The sequence below is a fragment of the Pseudomonas sp. Sample_14 genome, assembly GCF_004307515.1.
Lineage (GTDB): Bacteria > Pseudomonadota > Gammaproteobacteria > Pseudomonadales > Pseudomonadaceae > Aquipseudomonas > Aquipseudomonas atacamensis.
On the sequence record NZ_RCOC01000077.1, the window covers coordinates 1 to 18,862 of the forward strand.

The following is an 18,862-nucleotide window of genomic DNA, read 5'->3' on the forward strand; positions in this document are numbered from 1 at the left end:
TCGAGGAATGCCCGGTCGTGGCTGACCATCAGCACGGTGCCGTTGAAGGTCAGCAGCACTTCTTCGAGCAGCTCGAGGGTTTCCACATCGAGGTCGTTGGTCGGTTCGTCGAGTACCAGCAGGTTCGCCGGTTTGCTGAACAGCTTCGCCAGCAACAGACGCGCACGCTCGCCACCGGACAACGCCTTGACCGGCGTGCGTGCACGCTGCGGGCTGAACAGGAAGTCGCCGAGATAGCTCAGCACATGGCGGCTCTGCCCGTCGATGTCGATGAAGTCGCGACCTTCGGCGACGTTGTCGATCACGGTTTTTTCCAGATCCAGCTGATGGCGCAACTGGTCGAAGTAGGCGACGTCGATACGCGTGCCCTCCTCCACTTTGCCGCTGGTCGGTTGCAGACCGCTGAGCATCAGTTTCAACAGAGTGGTCTTGCCGGTACCGTTAGCGCCGAGCAGACCGATACGGTCGCCGCGCTGCAGGACCATGGAGAAATCCTTGATCAGGAACGGCCCGCCCGGATGCGCGAAGCTCACGTTCTCGAGGACCATCACCTGCTTGCCGGATTTGTCCGCGGTTTCCAGCTGGATGTTGGCCTTGCCGGTACGCTCGCGACGCTCACTGCGCTCAACGCGCAGGGCTTTCAGAGCGCGCACACGACCTTCGTTACGGGTGCGCCGGGCCTTGATACCCTGACGGATCCACACTTCTTCCTGAGCCAGACGCTTGTCGAACAGCGCGTTGGCGGTTTCTTCAGCGGCCAGCGCGGCCTCTTTGTGCACGAGGAAACTGGCGTAGTCGCCGTTCCAGTCGATCAGGCCGCCGCGATCCAGTTCGAGGATGCGCGTGGCGAGGTTTTGCAGGAAGGAACGGTCGTGCGTGATGAACAGCACGGCGCCCTGGAAATCTTTCAGCGCTTCTTCGAGCCAGGCAATCGCACCGATGTCCAGGTGGTTGGTCGGTTCGTCGAGCAGCAGCAGGTCCGGTTCGGACACGAGCGCCTGCGCCAGCAGCACGCGACGACGCCAGCCGCCGGACAACTCGGCGAGGGTCTTGTCGGCCGGCAGTTGCAGGCGGCTCAGGGTGCTGTCGACCAGCGTCTGCAAGCGCCAGCCGTCACGGGCTTCGAGGTCGTGCTGAACGTGCATCAGCTTGTCCAGATCGGCGTCGGTGACGATGTTCTGGCTCAGGTGATGGTATTCGGCGAGCAAGGCGCCTACACCGTCGAGGCCTTCAGCCACCACATCGAATACCGTCCGGTCGTCGGCCACTGGCAATTCTTGCGGCAATTCGCCGATTTTCAGACCGGGGGCACGCCACACCGAGCCGTCATCGGGCTTCTGGTCGCCCTTGACCAGTTTCATCATGCTGGACTTGCCAGTGCCGTTGCGACCGATGATGCACACCCGCTCACCACGGGCGATCTGCCAGGACACCTTGTCCAACAACGGCATAGCGCCGAACGCAAGGGACACATCGCTGAATTTGAGCAGGGTCATGAGCTTCTCCAAAAACCGGGCGCGCATTCTACCTGACTTGAGGCTTGAGCAGGCCGGCAATTTGTCTGTCGAAGCACTCTGCACAACATTTGTTGCGAACTTGTGCAGCGAGGCTCGCAAAGCTTTCGCCGCTTGCTGGCAAAAGGCTAAGCTACAGGCAATTCAGTGCGGATTTCGATCGGCACTTGTCATGATTTCTCTGCCCGGATGTCTCATGCGCAGTCGCCTTTTCAGTGTTTTGTCCTGCTTGTTTCTTACCGCCACTGCCGCTCAATCCGTCCAGGCGGTGGACCTGTCCACCCAACGCCAGTATTACGATGAAGCCAAGCGCGCCTTGGCCAAGGGTGATACCGGCCCGTATTTCCGTTACAGCCAGGCGCTGGCCGATTATCCGCTGGAGCCGTATCTGGCCTACGACGAACTGACCGCCCGCCTGAAGACGGCGAGCAACGCGGAAATCGAGAAATTCCTCGCCGAACACGGTGACCTGCCGCAAGCCAACTGGATGAAACTGCGCTGGTTGCGCTGGCTCGCCGACCGTGGCGACTGGGCGACCTTCGTCAAGTATTACGATCCGAAGCTGAATTTCACCGAACTGGACTGCCTCAACGCGCAGTACCAGATCAGCCACGACAAGAAAGCCGAAGGATATGCCAGTGCGGAAAAACTCTGGCTGACCGGCAAATCGCAACCGGCCGCCTGTGACGCGCTGTTCGGCATCTGGGCTGCCGACGGCCAGCTTACCGAGCAGAAACGCTGGGAGCGCACCAAACTTGCCGCGCAGGCCCGCAACTATCCGCTGGCCAACAGCCTGATCAACGGCCTCACCACCCTCGCCCCGCGCGGTCGCTTGCTGGTCGACGTGGCGCAGAAACCCGAACTGCTCAACCAGCCGTCGCGCTTCACCCCGGCCGACGAGCCGATGTCAGACGTCGTCAGCCTCGGCCTGCGCCGCCTCGCTCGGCAGGATCCGGACAAGGCTATGGCTTTGCTCGACGGTTACGCCAGCAGCATGCATTTCTCTCGTGATGAAAAAGTCGCGATCGCTCGCGAGATCGGCCTGACCCTTGCGCGCCGCTTCGACAGCCGCGCGCTGGATGTCATGACCAAATACGATCCGGAGCTGCGCGACAACACCGTCTCGGAATGGCGCCTGCGCCTGCTCTTGCGTCTGGCACGCTGGAATGATGCGTATGAGCTGACCAAACGTCTGCCGCAAGACCTGGCCACCACCAACCGTTGGCGCTACTGGCAGGCGCGCAGCCTGGAACTGGCCGAGCCACAAAACCCGCAAGCGCTGACCCTGTACAAAAATCTGGCGCGGGAACGAGACTTCTACGGCTTCCTCGCCGCAGACCGTTCACAGTCGCCTTACTCGCTGAACAACAAGCCGCTGGTGCTCAGCCAGGCGCTGATCAACAAGGTTCGTAACACCCCCGGCGTGCGCCGCGCGCTGGAGTTCCATGCACGCGGGCAGATCGTCGACGGGCGTCGCGAGTGGTATCACGTCAGCCGTCATTTCAATCGCGACGAAATGGTCGCCCAGGCCAAACTGGCCTACGACCTGAAATGGTACTTCCCGGCGATCCGCACCATCAGTCAGGCGCAGTACTGGGACGATCTGGACATCCGCTTCCCGATGGCGCACCGCGATACCCTCGTGCGTGAAGCCAAGGTGCGCGGCCTGCATTCGAGCTGGGTGTTCGCCATCACCCGGCAGGAAAGCGCCTTCATGGATGACGCGCGCTCCAGCGTCGGCGCCAGCGGCCTGATGCAATTGATGCCAGCCACAGCCAAGGAAACCGCACGCAAATTCAGCATCCCCTTGGCTTCGCCGCAGCAGGTGCTCAATCCAGACAAGAACATTCAGCTCGGCGCCGCTTACCTCAGCCAGGTTCACAGCCAGTTCAACGGCAACCGCGTACTCGCCTCCGCCGCTTACAACGCCGGCCCCGGCCGCGTGCGTCAGTGGCTGCGCGGCGCTGATCACCTGAGTTTCGACGTCTGGGTGGAAAGCATCCCGTTCGACGAAACCCGTCAATACGTGCAGAACGTGTTGTCCTACTCGGTGATCTACGGGCAAAAGCTCAACTCGCCGCAACCGCTGGTGGATTGGCATGAGCGGTATTTTGATGATCAGTAACGGGTAATGCCGGTTACGTAGAAGCCACCGAAGACAGCGATCTTTTGATCTGGCTCAACAAAAATGCCCGCACTGCAATGCGGGCATTTTTTTAGCGCAGCAGATCTATCTTTTCGCCTGCACGACCTTGAGCTTGCCCTCCTCTGTGAGCAGGTATTTCTGAACGGGACTGTTCGGACTTTGAGGATCCGTCATTTCGACCAATCCCGCTGCCAGTGCCGGTTTAAGGTAGTTGGATCTAAATGTCGCCTTATGTGTAAGACCCAATTCGCCCATTAGCTCACTGGTTTTCAGCGCCCGGTTTTGCAACGTTAGCAAAAGCCTCTTTACTGGGTCGGTTACTGGGTCGGTTACTGGGTCGGTCAAAGACTCGCTTTCGACGGCTTCGCGCAGTGCAAGACTCAACGCGTGGAGCATGAATTCAACAAACGGCGTCGATTCTGCCATCCGGTCCGCCGTCGAGAGCGCAGCGTAATAGGCGTCCTGTTGATCCCGGATAACCGCCTCAACTGGCAAGTAGGCAAGTACCGGTCGCCACTGACTGAGAATCAGAGTTTGCCAGAGACGCCCCATCCTCCCATTTCCATCCGCGAAAGGATGAATAAACTCGAATTCGTAATGGAAGACACAACTGATGATCAACGGATGCCAATCAGATGAGCCAAGCCATGCCAAGAGGTCATCGACCAGATGCGTAATCCGGCCCGGGGGGGACGCCATATGCACCAACTGATCGCCTCGATAGATGCCAACGCCCGTACGGCGTAATTGCCCACTATCTTTTATCAAACCGTGCATCAATAACTCATGGGCTCGCAACAGATCAGGCTTGCTGCCCGGATTCCAGGTGGGCATCGACTCATACGCCGCAAAAGCGTTGTGAACTTCCTGTATCTCCTTGGGCAACCCCAGGACTCGACGCCCGGCAATGACCGCAGTGACCTGTTCAACACTCAATGTATTGTTTTCGATAGCCAGCGAAGCCTGAATCGTACGGATTCGATTGCTTCGACGCAGCTGAGGCGTCTGCCGACTATCGTCCACAGCCAAGAGCTGACCTATCTGTTCGCTGATTTCGGCGATCAGCGTAATCATTCGTGCAGTCAAGGTCAGCGGCGGCTGATAACGACTCATATCCTCATCCTGAAATCATGCAGTTCGTAATGATGCCCGATGTTGGCGCCATGCATCAGTTCTGTTTAGTCGCCTCATAACCATCATTAAACTGCAACGCCGCCAGCCGTGCGTACAGCGGATTGCTGGCGATCAATTGCTGATGTGTCCCCACCGCTACCAGCTTGCCTTGATCCATCACTGCAATGCGGTCAGCGTTCTTCACCGTGGCCAGTCGGTGCGCGATGACCAACGTGGTGCGGTTTTCCATCAGCGTTGGCAGGGCCTGCTGGATCAGATGCTCGCTCTGTGCGTCGAGGGCGCTGGTAGCTTCGTCCAAGAGCAGGATCGGCGCGTCTACCAGCAAGGCGCGGGCAATGGCCAGACGTTGGCGCTGACCGCCGGACAACCCGAGGCCGCCGTCGCCGAGATGAGTCTGATAGCCGTCCGGCATTTGTTCGATGAAGTCGTGGGCGTGGGCAATTCGCGCAGCTTCCTTGACCTGTTCAAGCGTGGCCGTCGGGCAGCCGTAGCGGATGTTGTCCTCCACACTGCCGAAGAACAATGCAGGGGTTTGCGAGACCAGGGCGAAACAGCGGCGCAGATCCAGCGGGTCAAGGCTGGTCAGCGGCACGCCATCTAGGAGAATCTGCCCCTCGCGTGGATCGTAGAAGCGCAGCAACAAGTCGTAAACCGTGGACTTGCCCGCGCCCGACGGCCCCACCAATGCCAGGGTTTCGCCCGCCCTCACCGTCAGATTCAAGCCATCAACTGCGTAGCTTTGCGGACGCGACGGGTAGGAAAAACGCACGTCGCGCAGTTCAAGTTCTCCTTTGACTCGCGCTGGCAAAGCGACCAGTCCGGTCGACGGTGGCTGGATGATGTTTTCCGAGCGCAGCAATTCCGCGATGCGTTCAGCGGCACCCGCAGCGCGTTGCAGTTCGCCGATCACTTCGCTCAGCGTGCCGAACGCGCTGCCGACAATCAGGCTGTAGAAAACGAATGCCGCCAGCTCGCCGGCCGAGATACGCCCGGCCATTACGTCCATGCCGCCGACCCACAACATCACCGCCACCGCGCCAAGCACCAGCACGATCACCAAAGTGATCAACCACGCTCGCTGGAAGATCCGTTTGCGCGCGGTTTCGAACGCCTGCTCGACGGTCGAAGCGAAACGCTGCTCGTCCTGAACCTGGTGGTTGTAGGCTTGCACGGTTTTGATCTGGCCGAGGGTTTCCGACACATAGCTGCCAATGTCGGCGATACGGTCCTGGCTCTGGCGCGACAGATTGCGCACACGGCGGCCGAAAATCAGGATTGGCGCGATCACCAGCGGCAGTGCAATCACGACAATGCTGGTCAACTTCGGATTGGTGATGAACAGCAGCACTACACCACCGATGACCATCAGCAGATTGCGCAGGAACAGCGAGAGTGACGAGCCGATCACCGATTGCAGCAGCGTGGTGTCAGCGGTCAGGCGCGACTGGATTTCCGAGCTGCGGTTGTCCTCATAAAAGCCCGGATGCAGATACACCAGGTGATTGAACACCTGACGGCGAATGTCGGCGACCACGCGCTCGCCTATCCACGACACCAGATAGAAACGGGCAAAGGTGCCCAGCGCCAGCCCGAGCACCAGCAACATGAAAATGCCGATGGACTGATTGAGCAGATGCGGCGAACGGGTCATGAAACCCTGGTCTACCAACAACTTGATGCCCTGCCCCATCGACAGGGTAATGCCGGCGGTGACGATCAGCGCGAGTAGAGCGCCGAAGGCATGCCAGCGGTACGGCAGGAGAAAATGACTGGTCAGGCGCAGGGCGCGCCGGTGTCGGGAAGAAAGCATGGAGATCATGGAGTTCACGTCTGCGCAGATGGATCGGGCCAGCCTACAGACTCAGATGGGGTGGAACTCTGTAAATCACAATGAGTCAGGTTAAATATGCCCGGGATGTCCGGATGCTAGAAACGATTGGTCTAAGGTTGCGGTTGAGACGAGCGGTCATTTCTGTTTGAGTAGAGATGCCGCCCGCCGACAGACCGCAGGGAGTTGTCACAGCCTGGTCACGTGGCGGTTTTAACTTAGGCACACAACCTGATGAGGAGACAGGCCATGTCCTTGCAACACAGCAGCGAAGACAAGATTGAAGTGATCCGCACCAAACCCGACCAGTCTCTGGGTTGCTCGATTATCGATGAGCAGGGCCGCGAAGTACCGATCACTGAAGACATGATCCAGGACGCTTGCCGCGAACTGGAGAAGCGATTGGTCAAGCCTGCCGAACAAGAGTGATGTAGCCACCGTCTTCCTGACCCGGCCCTGACTGGCCGGGTTTTTTATATCTGCAATTCGGGATTGGTGGTGTGGCTTTCGCGAGCAGGCTCGCTCCCACCTTTAACTTTGCTGCACTGTAGATCCCCTGTGGGAGCGAGCCTGCTCGCGAAAAGGCCAGCGCTGATTCAGACAGCCACCGCCCCCAGCGCCGCCACAATCTGCCGCAACCCCGGCGCATCACCTTCGATTCGCACCTTCAGCCCTTCGATCTCGCGGCGCACCGGATACTGCTTGCGCAACACGTCAAACGCCGCTCGCTGCTCGGCGACATTTCCCACGAGACTGCGGCGGAAATCCGCATCATCGCGGCGCGGGTCGTACACGCCCCGGCACAACATCGCCAGCGCCCATGCCGGATCGCTGTCACCGTGCAGGGAAACTTCCGACAACCAGGTTGCTGGCAGCAGATCGCTGAGCTGGATAGCTGCAGGTTGGCCGCTGAAAGCGCAGTAGGCCTGATAAATCTGCGCGGTCCCGCGTTGCTTGCCATCGAGGCTGTAACCGGCAATATGTGGCGTGGCCAATACGCAGAGTTCGGCCAGCGCAGGGTCGACTTCCGGCTCTTTTTCCCAGACGTCGAGCACCGCTTGCAGGTCCTCGCGCTCCAGCAGCACCTCACGCAGCGCTGCATTGTCCACTACAGGGCCACGCGCCGCGTTGATCAGCCATGCACCCTGCTTGAGTTGCTGCAAACGCTGTTGATCGAACAGGTGCCAGGTTGCAGAGTCGCCGCTGCGGGTCAATGGCGTATGCAGACTGATCACGTCGCACTGCTCGATGATCTGCTCAAGGCTGACATAATCGCCGCCCTCGGCAGCCTGACGCGGCGGGTCGCAAACCTTGACGTTCCAGCCCAGGCCTTTCAGGACCTTGATCAAGCGCCCCCCCACTTCACCGGCGCCGACGACGCCGTAAGTACGCTGCGTCAGATCAACCCCTTCGATTTCGGCCAGTGTCATCAGACTGCCCAGTACGTAATCGACCACGCCACGGGCATTACACCCCGGCGCGCTCGACCAGCAGATCCCGGCCTCGTTGAAGTAATCGAGATCCAGATGATCGGTGCCGATGGTGCAGGTGCCGACAAAGCGCACCTTGCTGCCTTCAAGCAGCGCGCGATTGACGTTGGTCACCGAACGCACCAGCAACACATCGGCGTGCTCGACCGTCGCGCGGTCAATGGAGCGGCCCGGCACTCGGCGGATGTCACCGAAACCGGCAAAAAAGGCATCGAGCAGCGGGATATTTTCGTCGGCAACAATCAGCATGGCGGGCTCCTTGGGCGGATCGGCAGTTTAGGTGCTGACGCGTCGTTCAGCCAGCAGGGTTTGCGCTTACAAATACGCAACAGAGGATATTTCCTGACCGAGGCGTCAGCGGCGTAGAATGCGCCGCTCTGCGCATCAATACTTTCTGGACGCTTTGCCTGTGAACCCTGTAACTGACCAACCTGTCGCCGTCTCGCTGAGCCGCCCTGCGCGGATTCGCCTGGAGTTGAAAAACCTGCTCGCCCTCGCCCTGCCGATCATCATCGCGCAACTGGCGACCACGGCGATGGGCTTCGTCGATGCGGTGATGGCCGGGCGCGTCGGGCCCAAGGACCTGGCGGCAGTGGCACTGGGCAACTCGATCTGGGTCCCGGTGTTTCTGTTGATGACCGGCACCCTGCTGGCCACCACACCAAAAGTCGCCCAGCGTTTCGGCGCCGGCAAGCACAGCGAGATCGGCCCGATCGTGCGTCAGGCGTTGTGGCTGGCATTGGTAGTCGGATTGATCGCCACCTCGATGCTGATCGCCGCCGAGCCGGTGCTGCATCTGATGAAAGTCGATCCCGAGTTGATCGGCCCGTGCATGCAATATCTGCACGGCATCGCCAGCGGCTTGCCGGCGGTGGCCTTCTATCACGTGCTGCGCTGCACCAGCGACGGCATCGGCCGCACCCGCCCGGCCATGGTGCTGGGCCTGTGCGGTCTGGCATTGAACATCCCGTTGAACTACATCTTCATTTATGGCCACTTCGGCGTGCCGGCCATGGGCGGCGTCGGCTGCGGCTGGGCCACGGCAATCGTGATGTGGGTGATGGCGCTGGGCCTGGCCGGCTACGAACGCTGGGCACCAGCCTATCGCTCAAGCGAACTGTTCAGCCGTTTCGACTGGCCGCAGTGGACGGTGATCAAACGTCTGCTGTCGATTGGTTTGCCGATCGGCATCGCGGTGTTTGCCGAGTCGAGCATCTTCGCTGTGATCGCCCTGCTGATCGGCAGCCTCGGCGCGACGGTGGTGGCCGGGCATCAGATCGCGCTGAACGTCAGCTCGCTGGTGTTCATGATCCCGTACTCGCTGGGCATGGCGGTTACCGTGCGTGTCGGCCAGGCGCTGGGCCGCGAGGAACCGCGTGAGGCGCGTTTTGCCGCTGGAGTCGGCATGGGCACGGCGCTGGCCTACGCCTGCCTGTCGGCGAGCCTGATGCTGGCGCTGCGCGAGCCGATTGCGGCGATCTATACCGCTGATCCAACGGTGATTCACATTGCGGCGATGCTGATTGTCTATTCAGCGCTGTTCCAGTTTTCCGATGCGATCCAGGTGACTGCGGCAGGCGCACTGCGTGGTTATCAGGATACTCGGGTGACGATGATCCTGACCCTGTTCGCCTACTGGGGGATTGGTTTGCCGGTCGGTTATGCGCTGGGCCTGACCGATTGGCTCGGCGAGCCACGCGGTCCGAGCGGTTTGTGGCAGGGTTTGATTGTCGGCTTAAGCTGCGCAGCGTTGATGCTGTCGATTCGTCTGACACGCAGTGCGCGCAAGCGGATTCGAATCAGTCGTTCGGCGGGTTGATCACCCATAAAAAAGACCTGCATTTGCAGGTCTTTTTTTTCCCAGAATCAGGACTTCTTACGAATCCAGTACAGATAGGTGCCGGCCTCTTCGTGCTGGCTGACCAGTTCATGGTCAAGAAACACGCAGAACTTGGGGATATCGCGCTTGGTCGAGGGATCGGTGGCGATCACCTTGAGCAGGCCGCCGGGCACCAGATCGCGGATGTGCTGGTGCAGCATCATCACCGGTTCCGGGCAATTGAGGCCGGTGGCGTCGAGGGTGCCGTCGACCGGGGTATCGATCATTTCACTCATGGTTCACTCCAGAAACTGGCCGGCATTGTCGCGCATTGCTTGGGATATCGTCCAACCCATGTGGGAGCGAGCCTGCTCGCGAAGGCAATCCGTCAGCCCCACCGCTTTCGCGAGCAGGCTCGCTCCCGCAGGTTCAGTGTTGTGTCAGCGCGATTTGGTTTTTCTGCTGTCGTGCCGGCGCAGATGGCAAGTCACTTCCTCGCGGTCGTGATACAGCTGCTTGCAGCCGATATCAACTTTGATCCCACGTGCCTTGAATCCATCGGCAATGCGCTCGAGCAGACGTTTCACTTCGGCATAACGCTGCTTCATCGGCAGCTTCAGGTTGACCACTGCTTCGCGGCAATGTCCTTCGCCGATCCACTCTTCCAGCATCGCCGCGTTGCGCGCAGGTTTCTCGACAATGTCGCAAACCATCCAGTCCACCGGCTGCTTCGGCTTGAAGGTGAAACCGTCTGCCATCAGATGCTGGACCAGCCCGGTTTCCATCAGGCTTTCAGCCATCGGGCCGTTGTCGATAGCCGTCACCAGCATGCCACGGTTGACCAGTTGCCAGGTCCAGCCGCCCGGCGCGGCGCCGAGGTCAACGCCGGTCATGTCGCTGTGCAGGCGGTCTTCCCACTGATCACGTGGAATGAAGTGATGCCACGCCTCCTCCAGCTTCAAGGTCGAACGGCTGGGTGCCTCGCGAGGAAACTTCAGGCGCGGGATGCCCATCGGCCACATCGCCGAATTGCCGGCATCGGCCATGCCGAGAAACACTTCGCGACCACTTTTGAAGGTCAGCAACAAACGCGGCTTGCTGGCGTCTTCCACCAGTTTGCCAGCGGCGGTCAGCGCCTTGCGCAGCGGGCCTTCGAACTTTTTGCAGAAATTCGACAGTTCCTTGCCGTCATTGGTATCGACCACTTCCAGCCACAGACTGCCAAACACCGGAAAATCGGCCATGTGCGCGAGGATTACGCTGATCCGATCGTTTTCCGGCAGATCGATGAAAAAGCCGCGCGCCCACTGCCGAGGGAAGATCAATTCGGCGAAACGCTGACCGCGCATCAGGCGTTCGGCGCCGTCGGCTTCGGTGCAGACAAACTCGGCGCAGGCCGTGGCGGTTTTGGCTTTGGCGTAACCGGCGACATTGAGACGGGCGGCGAGATCGGAAATCTCCGAACAGACTTCGCCTTCGAAGCCGGGCCGGCAATGCATGAATAGGGTGTTCATTCTTACTCCTGGGCAGCGGTCGATCATTCGGCCGCTGCGCGATGCTCAAGCCTTGCGTTGCCGCAATGCCTGTCACGAAAACCGGCGCATGATAGCTGAAGTCGGAACCATGGTTGCGCCGATAGAGTCCAGTTATTAGCCAGCTACTCAAAACAGGGCTAGGTTTAATGCTGCCCGTCCCCTCAGTCCGTAGCCGTGCGGACTCAAAGGAGTGATCGTAATGCCGTCCCTCGATAGTCTGAAGTCACTGAAAACCCTACAAATCGACGCCACGACCTACCACTATTTCAGCCTGCCGGAAGCCGCCAAAAGCCTGGGCGATCTCGACAAGCTGCCGATGTCACTGAAGGTCCTGCTGGAAAATCTTCTGCGCTGGGAAGACGAAAAAACCGTCACCGGCGCTGACCTCAAAGCCATCGCCGCCTGGCTCAAGGAGCGCCGCTCCGATCGCGAAATCCAGTACCGCCCTGCCCGTGTATTGATGCAGGATTTTACCGGCGTCCCCGCCGTGGTCGATCTCGCCGCCATGCGTGCGGCAATGGCCAAGGCCGGCGGCGATCCGCAGCGGATCAATCCGTTGTCGCCGGTGGATCTGGTGATCGACCACTCGGTGATGGTCGACAAGTTTGCCAGCGCCAGTGCGTTTGAACAGAACGTCGACATCGAAATGCAACGCAACGGCGAGCGCTATGCCTTCCTGCGCTGGGGCCAGAGTGCGTTCGATAACTTCAGCGTGGTCCCGCCGGGCACCGGCATCTGCCACCAGGTCAACCTTGAGTACCTCGGCCGCACCGTCTGGACCAAAGACGAGGATGGCCGCACCTACGCCTTCCCCGACACCCTGGTCGGCACCGACTCCCACACCACCATGATCAACGGTCTCGGCGTGCTCGGCTGGGGCGTTGGCGGGATCGAGGCGGAAGCGGCGATGCTTGGGCAACCGGTGTCGATGCTGATTCCGGAGGTGATCGGCTTCAAGCTCACCGGCAAACTCAAGGAAGGCATCACCGCCACCGACCTGGTGCTGACCGTGACGCAGATGCTGCGCAAAAAAGGGGTGGTCGGCAAATTCGTCGAATTCTATGGCGACGGTCTCGCCGACCTGCCATTGGCCGACCGCGCGACCATCGCCAACATGGCCCCGGAATACGGTGCGACATGCGGCTTCTTCCCGGTCGACGATGTCACGCTGGAATACCTGCGCTTGTCCGGCCGGCCGCCGGAAGTGGTGAAGCTGGTCGAGGCCTACACCAAGGCTCAAGGCCTGTGGCGTTTGCCGGGCCAGGAGCCGGTGTTCACCGACAGCCTGGCCTTGGACATGGGCAGCGTCGAGGCCAGCCTGGCCGGGCCGAAACGCCCGCAGGATCGGGTCTCGCTGCCCAACGTCGCGCAGGCCTTCAGTGATTTCATCGACCTGCAATTCAAACCCACCAGCAAGGAAGAAGGACGCCTGGAAAGCGAGGGCGGTGGCGGCGTGGCGGTGGGCAACGCCGATCTGGTGGGCGAAGCGGACTACGAATACGAGGGCAAGACCTATCGCCTGAAAAACGGTGCCGTGGTCATCGCCGCGATCACTTCCTGCACCAACACTTCCAACCCGAGCGTGATGATGGCGGCAGGGTTGCTGGCGAAGAAAGCCGTCGAGAAAGGCCTGACGCGCAAACCTTGGGTGAAGAGTTCATTGGCGCCGGGTTCGAAAGTCGTCACCGATTATTACAAGGCTGCCGGACTGACACAGTACCTTGATCAGCTCGGGTTTTCGTTGGTCGGCTACGGTTGCACCACCTGCATCGGCAACTCCGGGCCACTGCCGGAGCCGATCGAGAAAGCGATTCAGAAAGCCGATCTGACCGTCGCGTCGGTCTTGTCCGGCAACCGCAACTTCGAAGGTCGCGTACACCCACTGGTGAAAACCAACTGGCTGGCCTCGCCTCCGCTGGTCGTCGCTTACGCATTGGCTGGCAGCGTGCGCACCGATATCAGCAGCGAACCGCTGGGTGAGGATCAACAGGGCAATCCGGTGTATCTGCGTGATATCTGGCCAAGCAGCCGGGAAATCGCCGAGGCGGTGAATCAGGTCAATACGGCGATGTTCCACAAGGAATACGCCGAAGTGTTTGCCGGTGATGAGCAATGGCAGGCCATCGAGGTGCCGCAAGCGGCGACTTACGTGTGGCAGGACGATTCGACCTACATTCAGCATCCACCTTTCTTCGACGACATTTCCGGCCCTCTGCCGGAAGTCAAAGACGTTAAAGGCGCGAGGGTCTTGGCCTTGCTCGGCGATTCAGTGACCACCGACCACATCTCCCCCGCCGGCAACATCAAGATCGATAGCCCGGCCGGGCGTTATCTGCAGGAAAAAGGCGTCGAACCGCGCGACTTCAACTCCTACGGTTCCCGTCGCGGCAATCATGAAGTGATGATGCGCGGCACGTTTGCCAACATCCGTATTCGCAACGAAATGCTTGGCGGCGAGGAAGGTGGCAACACGATTTACATCCCCACCGGGGAAAAAATGGCGATCTATGATGCGGCGATGAAATATCAGGCTTCGGGTACGCCGCTGGTGGTGATTGCCGGTCAGGAGTACGGCACCGGGTCGAGCCGTGACTGGGCGGCGAAAGGCACCAATCTGCTGGGCGTCAAAGCCGTGATTGCGGAGAGCTTCGAACGTATTCACCGCTCGAATCTGGTCGGCATGGGTGTGCTGCCGTTGCAGTTCAAGCTTGATCAGAATCGCAAGAGTCTCAATCTGACCGGCAAAGAGACGTTCGAGATTCTGGGATTGACCGGCGTCGAGCTGAGACCGCGGATGAACCTGCCGCTGGTTATCACTCGGGAGGATGGGCGTCAGGAGAGAATCGAAGTCTTGTGCCGGATTGATACGCTGAATGAGGTCGAATACTTCAAATCCGGCGGGATTCTGCATTATGTGTTGCGGCAGTTGATTGCTTCGTGACGGGGTGACATTCGCCCAGGCTGTGATCTTTTTGACTTGGCTTTCAAACGCAGGACCAAAAGATCGCAGCCTTCGGCGGCTCCTGCATTCAGGCGAAAAAAAACCCGCCGAAGCGGGTTTTTCCCAAGACCATTATCGACTCCCTGTCGGCAGCGATCCTTGCGATGGTCGATCGTCCATGATCCTGAAACACTCCCTGTGTCTCAGTTGATGTGTGTAGATTACCCAGTGGATCCAATCAGCAATAGTCGTAAAAGCTACCAACGCGTGTAAGACATTCGCCATACAAACACTTCCGAAAACCCTTAGACCTGTCAGGCACCGCCGCTTTCACGAGCCCTGGCGCTTTCGGCGAGAAACTGTTCAAGTCTGCTCAACTGCTCCTCCCAGCCGCGACTGTCCATGTAATACGCCTCTTTCTGACGAATATCAGGGATGTGCGCGAAGCCGGATTCCGAGACCTTGAGTAGAGTGCCGTCTTCGAAGTCCTGCAATTCGAACTTGACCAGCGTGGTCGGCTCCTGTGAGTAGTCGATCTTCGGGTTGACCGCATACGGGTGCCAGCGGAAAGAAAACAGCTGCTGCGGCTCGACCCGCTCGATCAGCACATTCCACAATACGTGTTCATAACCGGGGTAAGTGACCTGGCCCTGCGTCCACTCACCGGCAATGAAACGCCGGCCCTCGAGCGCCACGCCAAACCACTGGCCAAACGCCTCCGCATCGACCAATGCACGCCAGACGTGGGAACGCGACGCCTTGAGCGTGATCTTGCGTTCGAAACTGTTAGGTACTGGTTTCATACGTCACCTCCTGTTCTGAACACTAGGCTTGTATGACCACATGTCCAATGTGAAGTTGTATCGAAGCGCTGCAGCCACCCATTCGAGCGGACACATTCTGCGGTAGTTTGCGCTCTGTGATCGGCGCCGCCTGACCTGTTATCTTTCCAGCGAATCCGCAGAAACAAGGACGAATCATGCAGCCCTCTCTTGCCGATCGATATCGCGGCGCCCTCCTCGGCCTGGCTTGCGGCGATGCGGTCGGCACAACAGTTGAGTTCCAGCCGCGAGGATCATTCCAGCCGCTGAGCGACATGGTCGGCGGTGGCCCGTTCCAGCTCAAGCCAGGGCAATGGACCGATGACACTTCAATGGCACTGTGCCTGGCCGAGAGCCTGCTGCGCAAAAACGGTTTCGACGCGGCTGATCAGATGGGCCGCTATCTCAATTGGTGGAAATGGGGATACCTGAGCTCCACCGGTGAATGTTTCGACATCGGCATGACCGTCAGCCAAGCGCTGGAACAGTATCAGCGAACCGGGGAGCCTTTCGCAGGGTCGACTGATCCGTTGACAGCTGGTAACGGGTCGCTGATGCGGTTGGCACCAGTCGTGCTGTTTTATTTTCCCGACGCTGGACAGATCCAGATCAATGCCGCCGACAGTTCGCGCACAACCCATGCGGCGCCGGAGGCAATCGAGTGCTGTCAGTTGCTGGCTGACCTGATCGCACGAGCGCTTGAGGGTGCGGAGAAAACACAGCTTCGGCGGTCGCCACTGCTCCAGCTTTCCCAGCCCAAGGTGGTTGCGATTGCTCAGGGTGAGTACCTTCACAAAGCGGAAACTGAAATAAAAGGCAGTGGCTATAGCGTCCAATCGCTGGAAGCCGCTTTGTGGTGCTTTCACCATACGCAGACATTCGCCGAAGCGGTGTTGAAAGCAGCCAATCTCGGTGATGATGCGGATACAACGGCTGCTATCGTGGGTCAGTTGGCAGGTGCTTACTACAGCGCTCGGGCGATCCCCGAACACTGGCTGGAGCAGTTGCATGAAGGCGAGGAAATCACGGCCACTGCGGATCGCTTGCTTGAGGCGTCCCGGCTACGTACATAACAATCGATACACCCTTTCCACTCGAGATAGCGAGAACCTTATGTCAGTGCGTTTGCTTCTGGCCTCTGTGCCTTTTTTGTTTGCCCCTTTCGCCCATGCCGCCGTTGATTGCACCAACGCCAGCGATCAGGCGACGATGAATCAATGCGCGGGGCAAGCGTTCAAAGCGGCAGACAAGGAACTGAATACGCTCTATCAGCAGATCACCGGACGCCTGAAGGACAACCCGGACGGAAAGAAGCTGTTGGTCAACGCGCAGCGGGCGTGGGTCAGCTTCCGGGATGCCGAGTGCAAGTTTTCGGCTTCTGGGGTGGACGGCGGCAGTGTTTATCCATTGGTTTACAGTAGTTGTCTCACAGCCGTAACCAAGGCCAGAGTAGAAACCCTCAAGCAGTATTTGAAATGTGAGGAAGGTGATATGAGTTGCCCGGTACCCGGTGCGTAATCACAGGCTCCGCTTACGGAGCCTGTGCTGTGAACCGTTACGCCTCAGACGTGAGGATCGCCCGGCGCTTTGCTCGGCGCTGCGTATTGCGGCTTGAGGTGGCCATCCTGATCGAGTAACCAGGCGTCCATGATCTGCCGCACTACTGGACCGGCAACACGACCACCCGCCTCGCCGTTTTCGATCATTACCGAGATGGCGATCTTCGGATGCTCGGCCGGTGCAAATCCTACAAACAGGGCGTTGTCACGGTGGCGCTCGAGGGTTTTCTCACGGTTGTAACGCTCACCCTGCTTGATCGCCACCACTTGCGCCGTACCACTCTTGCCAGCGATGCGGTATTGCGCCCCCGCAGCCGCCGCTCGTGCGATGCCTCGAGCATCGTGCATGACCATCTGCATACCGTGGTTGACCTGCTCCCAATCCCGCGGATCCTTGAGCAGAATGTTCGGCATCGGGTGCTCGTCAACCGGCGCTACACCGTCGACCGACTTGGCCAGGTGCGGCCGATTCCATATCCCTTTGTTGGCAATCAGTGCCGTGGCTTGGGCCAATTGCAGTGGTGTGACCTGCATGTAGCCCTGGCCGATGCCGAGAATAACTGTCTCGCCGGGATACCAGGCCTGTCGCCGAGTAGCGCGTTTCCACGCTTGCGACGGCATCAGACCAGGCGACTCTTCAAACATGTCCAGCGAGACTTTTTCACCAAGGCCGAACATCGCCATGTAGTCGTGCAGACGATCAATGCCAAGCTTGTGCGCCAGATCATAGAAGTAGGTGTCGTTCGAGCGCATGATCGCCGCGTCCATGTCCACCCAACCATCACCGCTGTGGTTCCAGTTGCGATACTTGTGATCGAAGTCCGGTAATTGGTAGTAGCCGGGATCGTATACGCGGGTCTGCGGGGTCACGACGCCGGCGTCCAGACCAGCGATGGCGACTTCCGGTTTGATCGTCGAGCCTGGGGCGTACAGGCCACGCAATACGCGGTTGAACAATGGCCGATCGATGGAATCTCGCAGCGCTGAATATTCCTTCGAACTGATCCCGGTGACGAACAGATTCGGATCGAAACTCGGATTGCTGACCATCGCCAGCACTTCTCCAGTGGACGGATCGAGCGCTACCACCGAACCACGACGGTCGCCCAAAGCAGCTTCAGCGGCCTCCTGCAGCTTCACGTCGAGGCTGAGGACGATATTTTTTCCTGGCACCGGATCCGTGTGCTTGAGCACCCGCAGCACGCGGCCTTGAGCATTGGTTTCCACTTCTTCGTAACCGACATGACCGTGCAACTGCGCTTCATAAAAACGCTCGATACCGGTTTTACCAATGGATTGAGTACCTCGGTATTCAACGGAATCGAGGGTTTTCGATTCTTTTTCGTTGATCCGACCGACATAACCGATCGAATGGGCGAAATGTGCGCCCAGGGGATAGTGCCGGACAAACTGCGGCTCGACATCAATGCCCGGCAAGCGAAACTCGTTAACCGCCAGGACGGCAATCTGCTCTTCCGTCAGCTCATAAAACAGGGTGACCGGTGTGAACGGATGCCGGGATTGCTTCATCGCCTTGTCGAACACCGTGCGGTCTTCAGCAGGCAAGTGCAGCAAGTTGATGACTTCGTCCAATTCTTGATTGACGTCGGTGGCACGCTCACGGGTGATGGTCAGGTTGTAGCTGGGGCGATTGTCGGCGAGCAACACACCGTTGCGGTCGTAGATCAATCCACGCGTCGGCGGTATCGGGAGGACATGGACGCGATTGTTTTCGGAGATGGTCGAGTGATAGTCGAATTCCACGACCTGGAGGATGTACAGGCGCACCACCAGAGCGCAGCTGATGGCGAAGACAAACAGAGCGCAGGCGATCAATCGTTTGTTGACCAGCCGCGTCTCTTTTTCATGATCCTTGATCGGGATTGGTTCAGGCATTTCTACAGCAACTCTTTGACATAAATGAGTGCCGATCCGTGGGCAGGACATCAGTCCGTTAAAAAACGAGCTGCACCATACCAAAACTCGCCATCCACTTCAGGATGAATTTCCCCGGTGGCAGGCTGAAAACTTTCTCGCAGGCAAAACAAAACCCCAACTGCTTTCGCAATTGGGGT

General features: G+C 59.2%; 14 protein-coding genes. 6 read left to right on the top strand and 8 right to left on the bottom strand.

Translation table 11 applies throughout. The features are described from left to right. Positions 1 to 1,496 (bottom strand): ATP-binding cassette domain-containing protein (locus tag D8U61_RS18585; RefSeq protein ID WP_130927443.1); only part of this gene is annotated, 1,496 nt, incomplete at its 3' end. Positions 1,497 to 1,710: 214 nt separating this feature from the next. On the opposite strand from D8U61_RS18585, the gene D8U61_RS18590 reads away from it, so the two are divergent. After that, positions 1,711 to 3,639, top strand: coding sequence for a transglycosylase SLT domain-containing protein (locus D8U61_RS18590; RefSeq protein ID WP_130927444.1), 1,929 nt, complete (start codon positions 1,711 to 1,713; stop codon positions 3,637 to 3,639). A gap of 105 nt (positions 3,640 to 3,744) precedes the next feature. Here D8U61_RS18590 and D8U61_RS18595 read toward each other — a convergent pair whose 3' ends face one another. Next, on the bottom strand, positions 3,745 to 4,773 hold the full coding sequence (locus D8U61_RS18595; protein WP_130927445.1) for a Fic family protein: 1,029 nt from the start codon (positions 4,771 to 4,773) through the stop codon (positions 3,745 to 3,747). Positions 4,774 to 4,828: 55 nt separating this feature from the next. After that, entirely contained in the window at positions 4,829 to 6,613 is a 1,785-nt protein-coding gene (locus D8U61_RS18600) for an ABC transporter transmembrane domain-containing protein (protein WP_177433347.1), read from the bottom strand. Positions 6,614 to 6,871: 258 nt separating this feature from the next. On the opposite strand from D8U61_RS18600, the gene D8U61_RS18605 reads away from it, so the two are divergent. Continuing rightward, positions 6,872 to 7,051 (top strand): PA1571 family protein, encoded by a 180-nt coding sequence (locus D8U61_RS18605; RefSeq protein WP_024013646.1) that lies wholly within the window; start codon positions 6,872 to 6,874, stop codon positions 7,049 to 7,051. Positions 7,052 to 7,218: 167 nt separating this feature from the next. On the opposite strand, the gene pdxB is transcribed toward D8U61_RS18605, so the two are convergent. Next, a complete protein-coding gene (gene pdxB / locus D8U61_RS18610) occupies positions 7,219 to 8,361 on the bottom strand; it encodes a 4-phosphoerythronate dehydrogenase PdxB (RefSeq protein WP_130888522.1) in 1,143 nt (380 codons plus the stop codon). A gap of 160 nt (positions 8,362 to 8,521) precedes the next feature. Here pdxB and D8U61_RS18615 point away from each other — a divergent pair, with 160 nt between their 5' ends. After that, positions 8,522 to 9,931, top strand: a complete 1,410-nt coding sequence (locus tag D8U61_RS18615; protein ID WP_122691337.1) for an MATE family efflux transporter — start codon at positions 8,522 to 8,524, stop codon at positions 9,929 to 9,931. Positions 9,932 to 9,978: 47 nt separating this feature from the next. Here the strand turns inward: D8U61_RS18615 and tusA are convergent, their stop codons facing one another. Beyond that, on the bottom strand, positions 9,979 to 10,227 hold the full coding sequence (tusA, locus tag D8U61_RS18620; RefSeq protein WP_016775503.1) for a sulfurtransferase TusA: 249 nt from the start codon (positions 10,225 to 10,227) through the stop codon (positions 9,979 to 9,981). A 144-nt stretch (positions 10,228 to 10,371) separates the two neighbouring features. After that, positions 10,372 to 11,445 carry a 23S rRNA (cytidine(2498)-2'-O)-methyltransferase RlmM gene (gene rlmM / locus D8U61_RS18625; RefSeq protein WP_125927789.1) on the bottom strand — a complete coding sequence of 358 codons (1,074 nt, stop codon included), beginning with the start codon at positions 11,443 to 11,445 and terminating at the stop codon, positions 10,372 to 10,374. Between the two features lie 220 nt (positions 11,446 to 11,665). On the opposite strand from rlmM, the gene acnA reads away from it, so the two are divergent. After that, positions 11,666 to 14,407: an aconitate hydratase AcnA gene (acnA, locus tag D8U61_RS18630; RefSeq protein ID WP_122612727.1), complete on the top strand. Its 2,742-nt coding sequence runs from the start codon at positions 11,666 to 11,668 to the stop codon at positions 14,405 to 14,407. Between the two features lie 314 nt (positions 14,408 to 14,721). On the opposite strand, the gene D8U61_RS18635 is transcribed toward acnA, so the two are convergent. After that, a complete protein-coding gene (locus D8U61_RS18635; RefSeq protein ID WP_016775506.1) occupies positions 14,722 to 15,210 on the bottom strand; it encodes an SRPBCC family protein in 489 nt (162 codons plus the stop codon). Between the two features lie 176 nt (positions 15,211 to 15,386). On the opposite strand from D8U61_RS18635, the gene D8U61_RS18640 reads away from it, so the two are divergent. Further along, on the top strand, positions 15,387 to 16,301 hold the full coding sequence (locus D8U61_RS18640) for an ADP-ribosylglycohydrolase family protein (RefSeq protein WP_130927446.1): 915 nt from the start codon (positions 15,387 to 15,389) through the stop codon (positions 16,299 to 16,301). A gap of 40 nt (positions 16,302 to 16,341) precedes the next feature. After that, positions 16,342 to 16,746: a lysozyme inhibitor LprI family protein gene (locus D8U61_RS18645; protein ID WP_024013653.1), complete on the top strand. Its 405-nt coding sequence runs from the start codon at positions 16,342 to 16,344 to the stop codon at positions 16,744 to 16,746. A gap of 44 nt (positions 16,747 to 16,790) precedes the next feature. On the opposite strand, the gene mrdA is transcribed toward D8U61_RS18645, so the two are convergent. Then, positions 16,791 to 18,683, bottom strand: a complete 1,893-nt coding sequence (gene mrdA, locus D8U61_RS18650; protein ID WP_024013654.1) for a penicillin-binding protein 2 — start codon at positions 18,681 to 18,683, stop codon at positions 16,791 to 16,793. Between the last annotated feature and the right edge of the window lie 179 nt (positions 18,684 to 18,862).

Excerpts from the sequence above, each read along its gene's own strand:
- D8U61_RS18590 (WP_130927444.1), top strand. The coding sequence starts at position 1,711 with ATGCGCAGTCGCCTTTTCAGTGTTTTGTCCTGCTTGTTTCTTACCGCC.
- D8U61_RS18595 (WP_130927445.1), bottom strand. The coding sequence starts at position 4,773 with ATGAGTCGTTATCAGCCGCCGCTGACCTTGACTGCACGAATGATTACG.
- D8U61_RS18600 (WP_177433347.1), bottom strand. The coding sequence starts at position 6,613 with ATGATCTCCATGCTTTCTTCCCGACACCGGCGCGCCCTGCGCCTGACC.
- D8U61_RS18605 (WP_024013646.1), top strand. The coding sequence starts at position 6,872 with ATGTCCTTGCAACACAGCAGCGAAGACAAGATTGAAGTGATCCGCACC.
- pdxB (WP_130888522.1), bottom strand. The coding sequence starts at position 8,361 with ATGCTGATTGTTGCCGACGAAAATATCCCGCTGCTCGATGCCTTTTTT.
- tusA (WP_016775503.1), bottom strand. The coding sequence starts at position 10,227 with ATGAGTGAAATGATCGATACCCCGGTCGACGGCACCCTCGACGCCACC.
- rlmM (WP_125927789.1), bottom strand. The coding sequence starts at position 11,445 with ATGAACACCCTATTCATGCATTGCCGGCCCGGCTTCGAAGGCGAAGTC.
- acnA (WP_122612727.1), top strand. The coding sequence starts at position 11,666 with ATGCCGTCCCTCGATAGTCTGAAGTCACTGAAAACCCTACAAATCGAC.
- D8U61_RS18635 (WP_016775506.1), bottom strand. The coding sequence starts at position 15,210 with ATGAAACCAGTACCTAACAGTTTCGAACGCAAGATCACGCTCAAGGCG.
- D8U61_RS18640 (WP_130927446.1), top strand. The coding sequence starts at position 15,387 with ATGCAGCCCTCTCTTGCCGATCGATATCGCGGCGCCCTCCTCGGCCTG.
- D8U61_RS18645 (WP_024013653.1), top strand. The coding sequence starts at position 16,342 with ATGTCAGTGCGTTTGCTTCTGGCCTCTGTGCCTTTTTTGTTTGCCCCT.
- mrdA (WP_024013654.1), bottom strand. The coding sequence starts at position 18,683 with ATGCCTGAACCAATCCCGATCAAGGATCATGAAAAAGAGACGCGGCTG.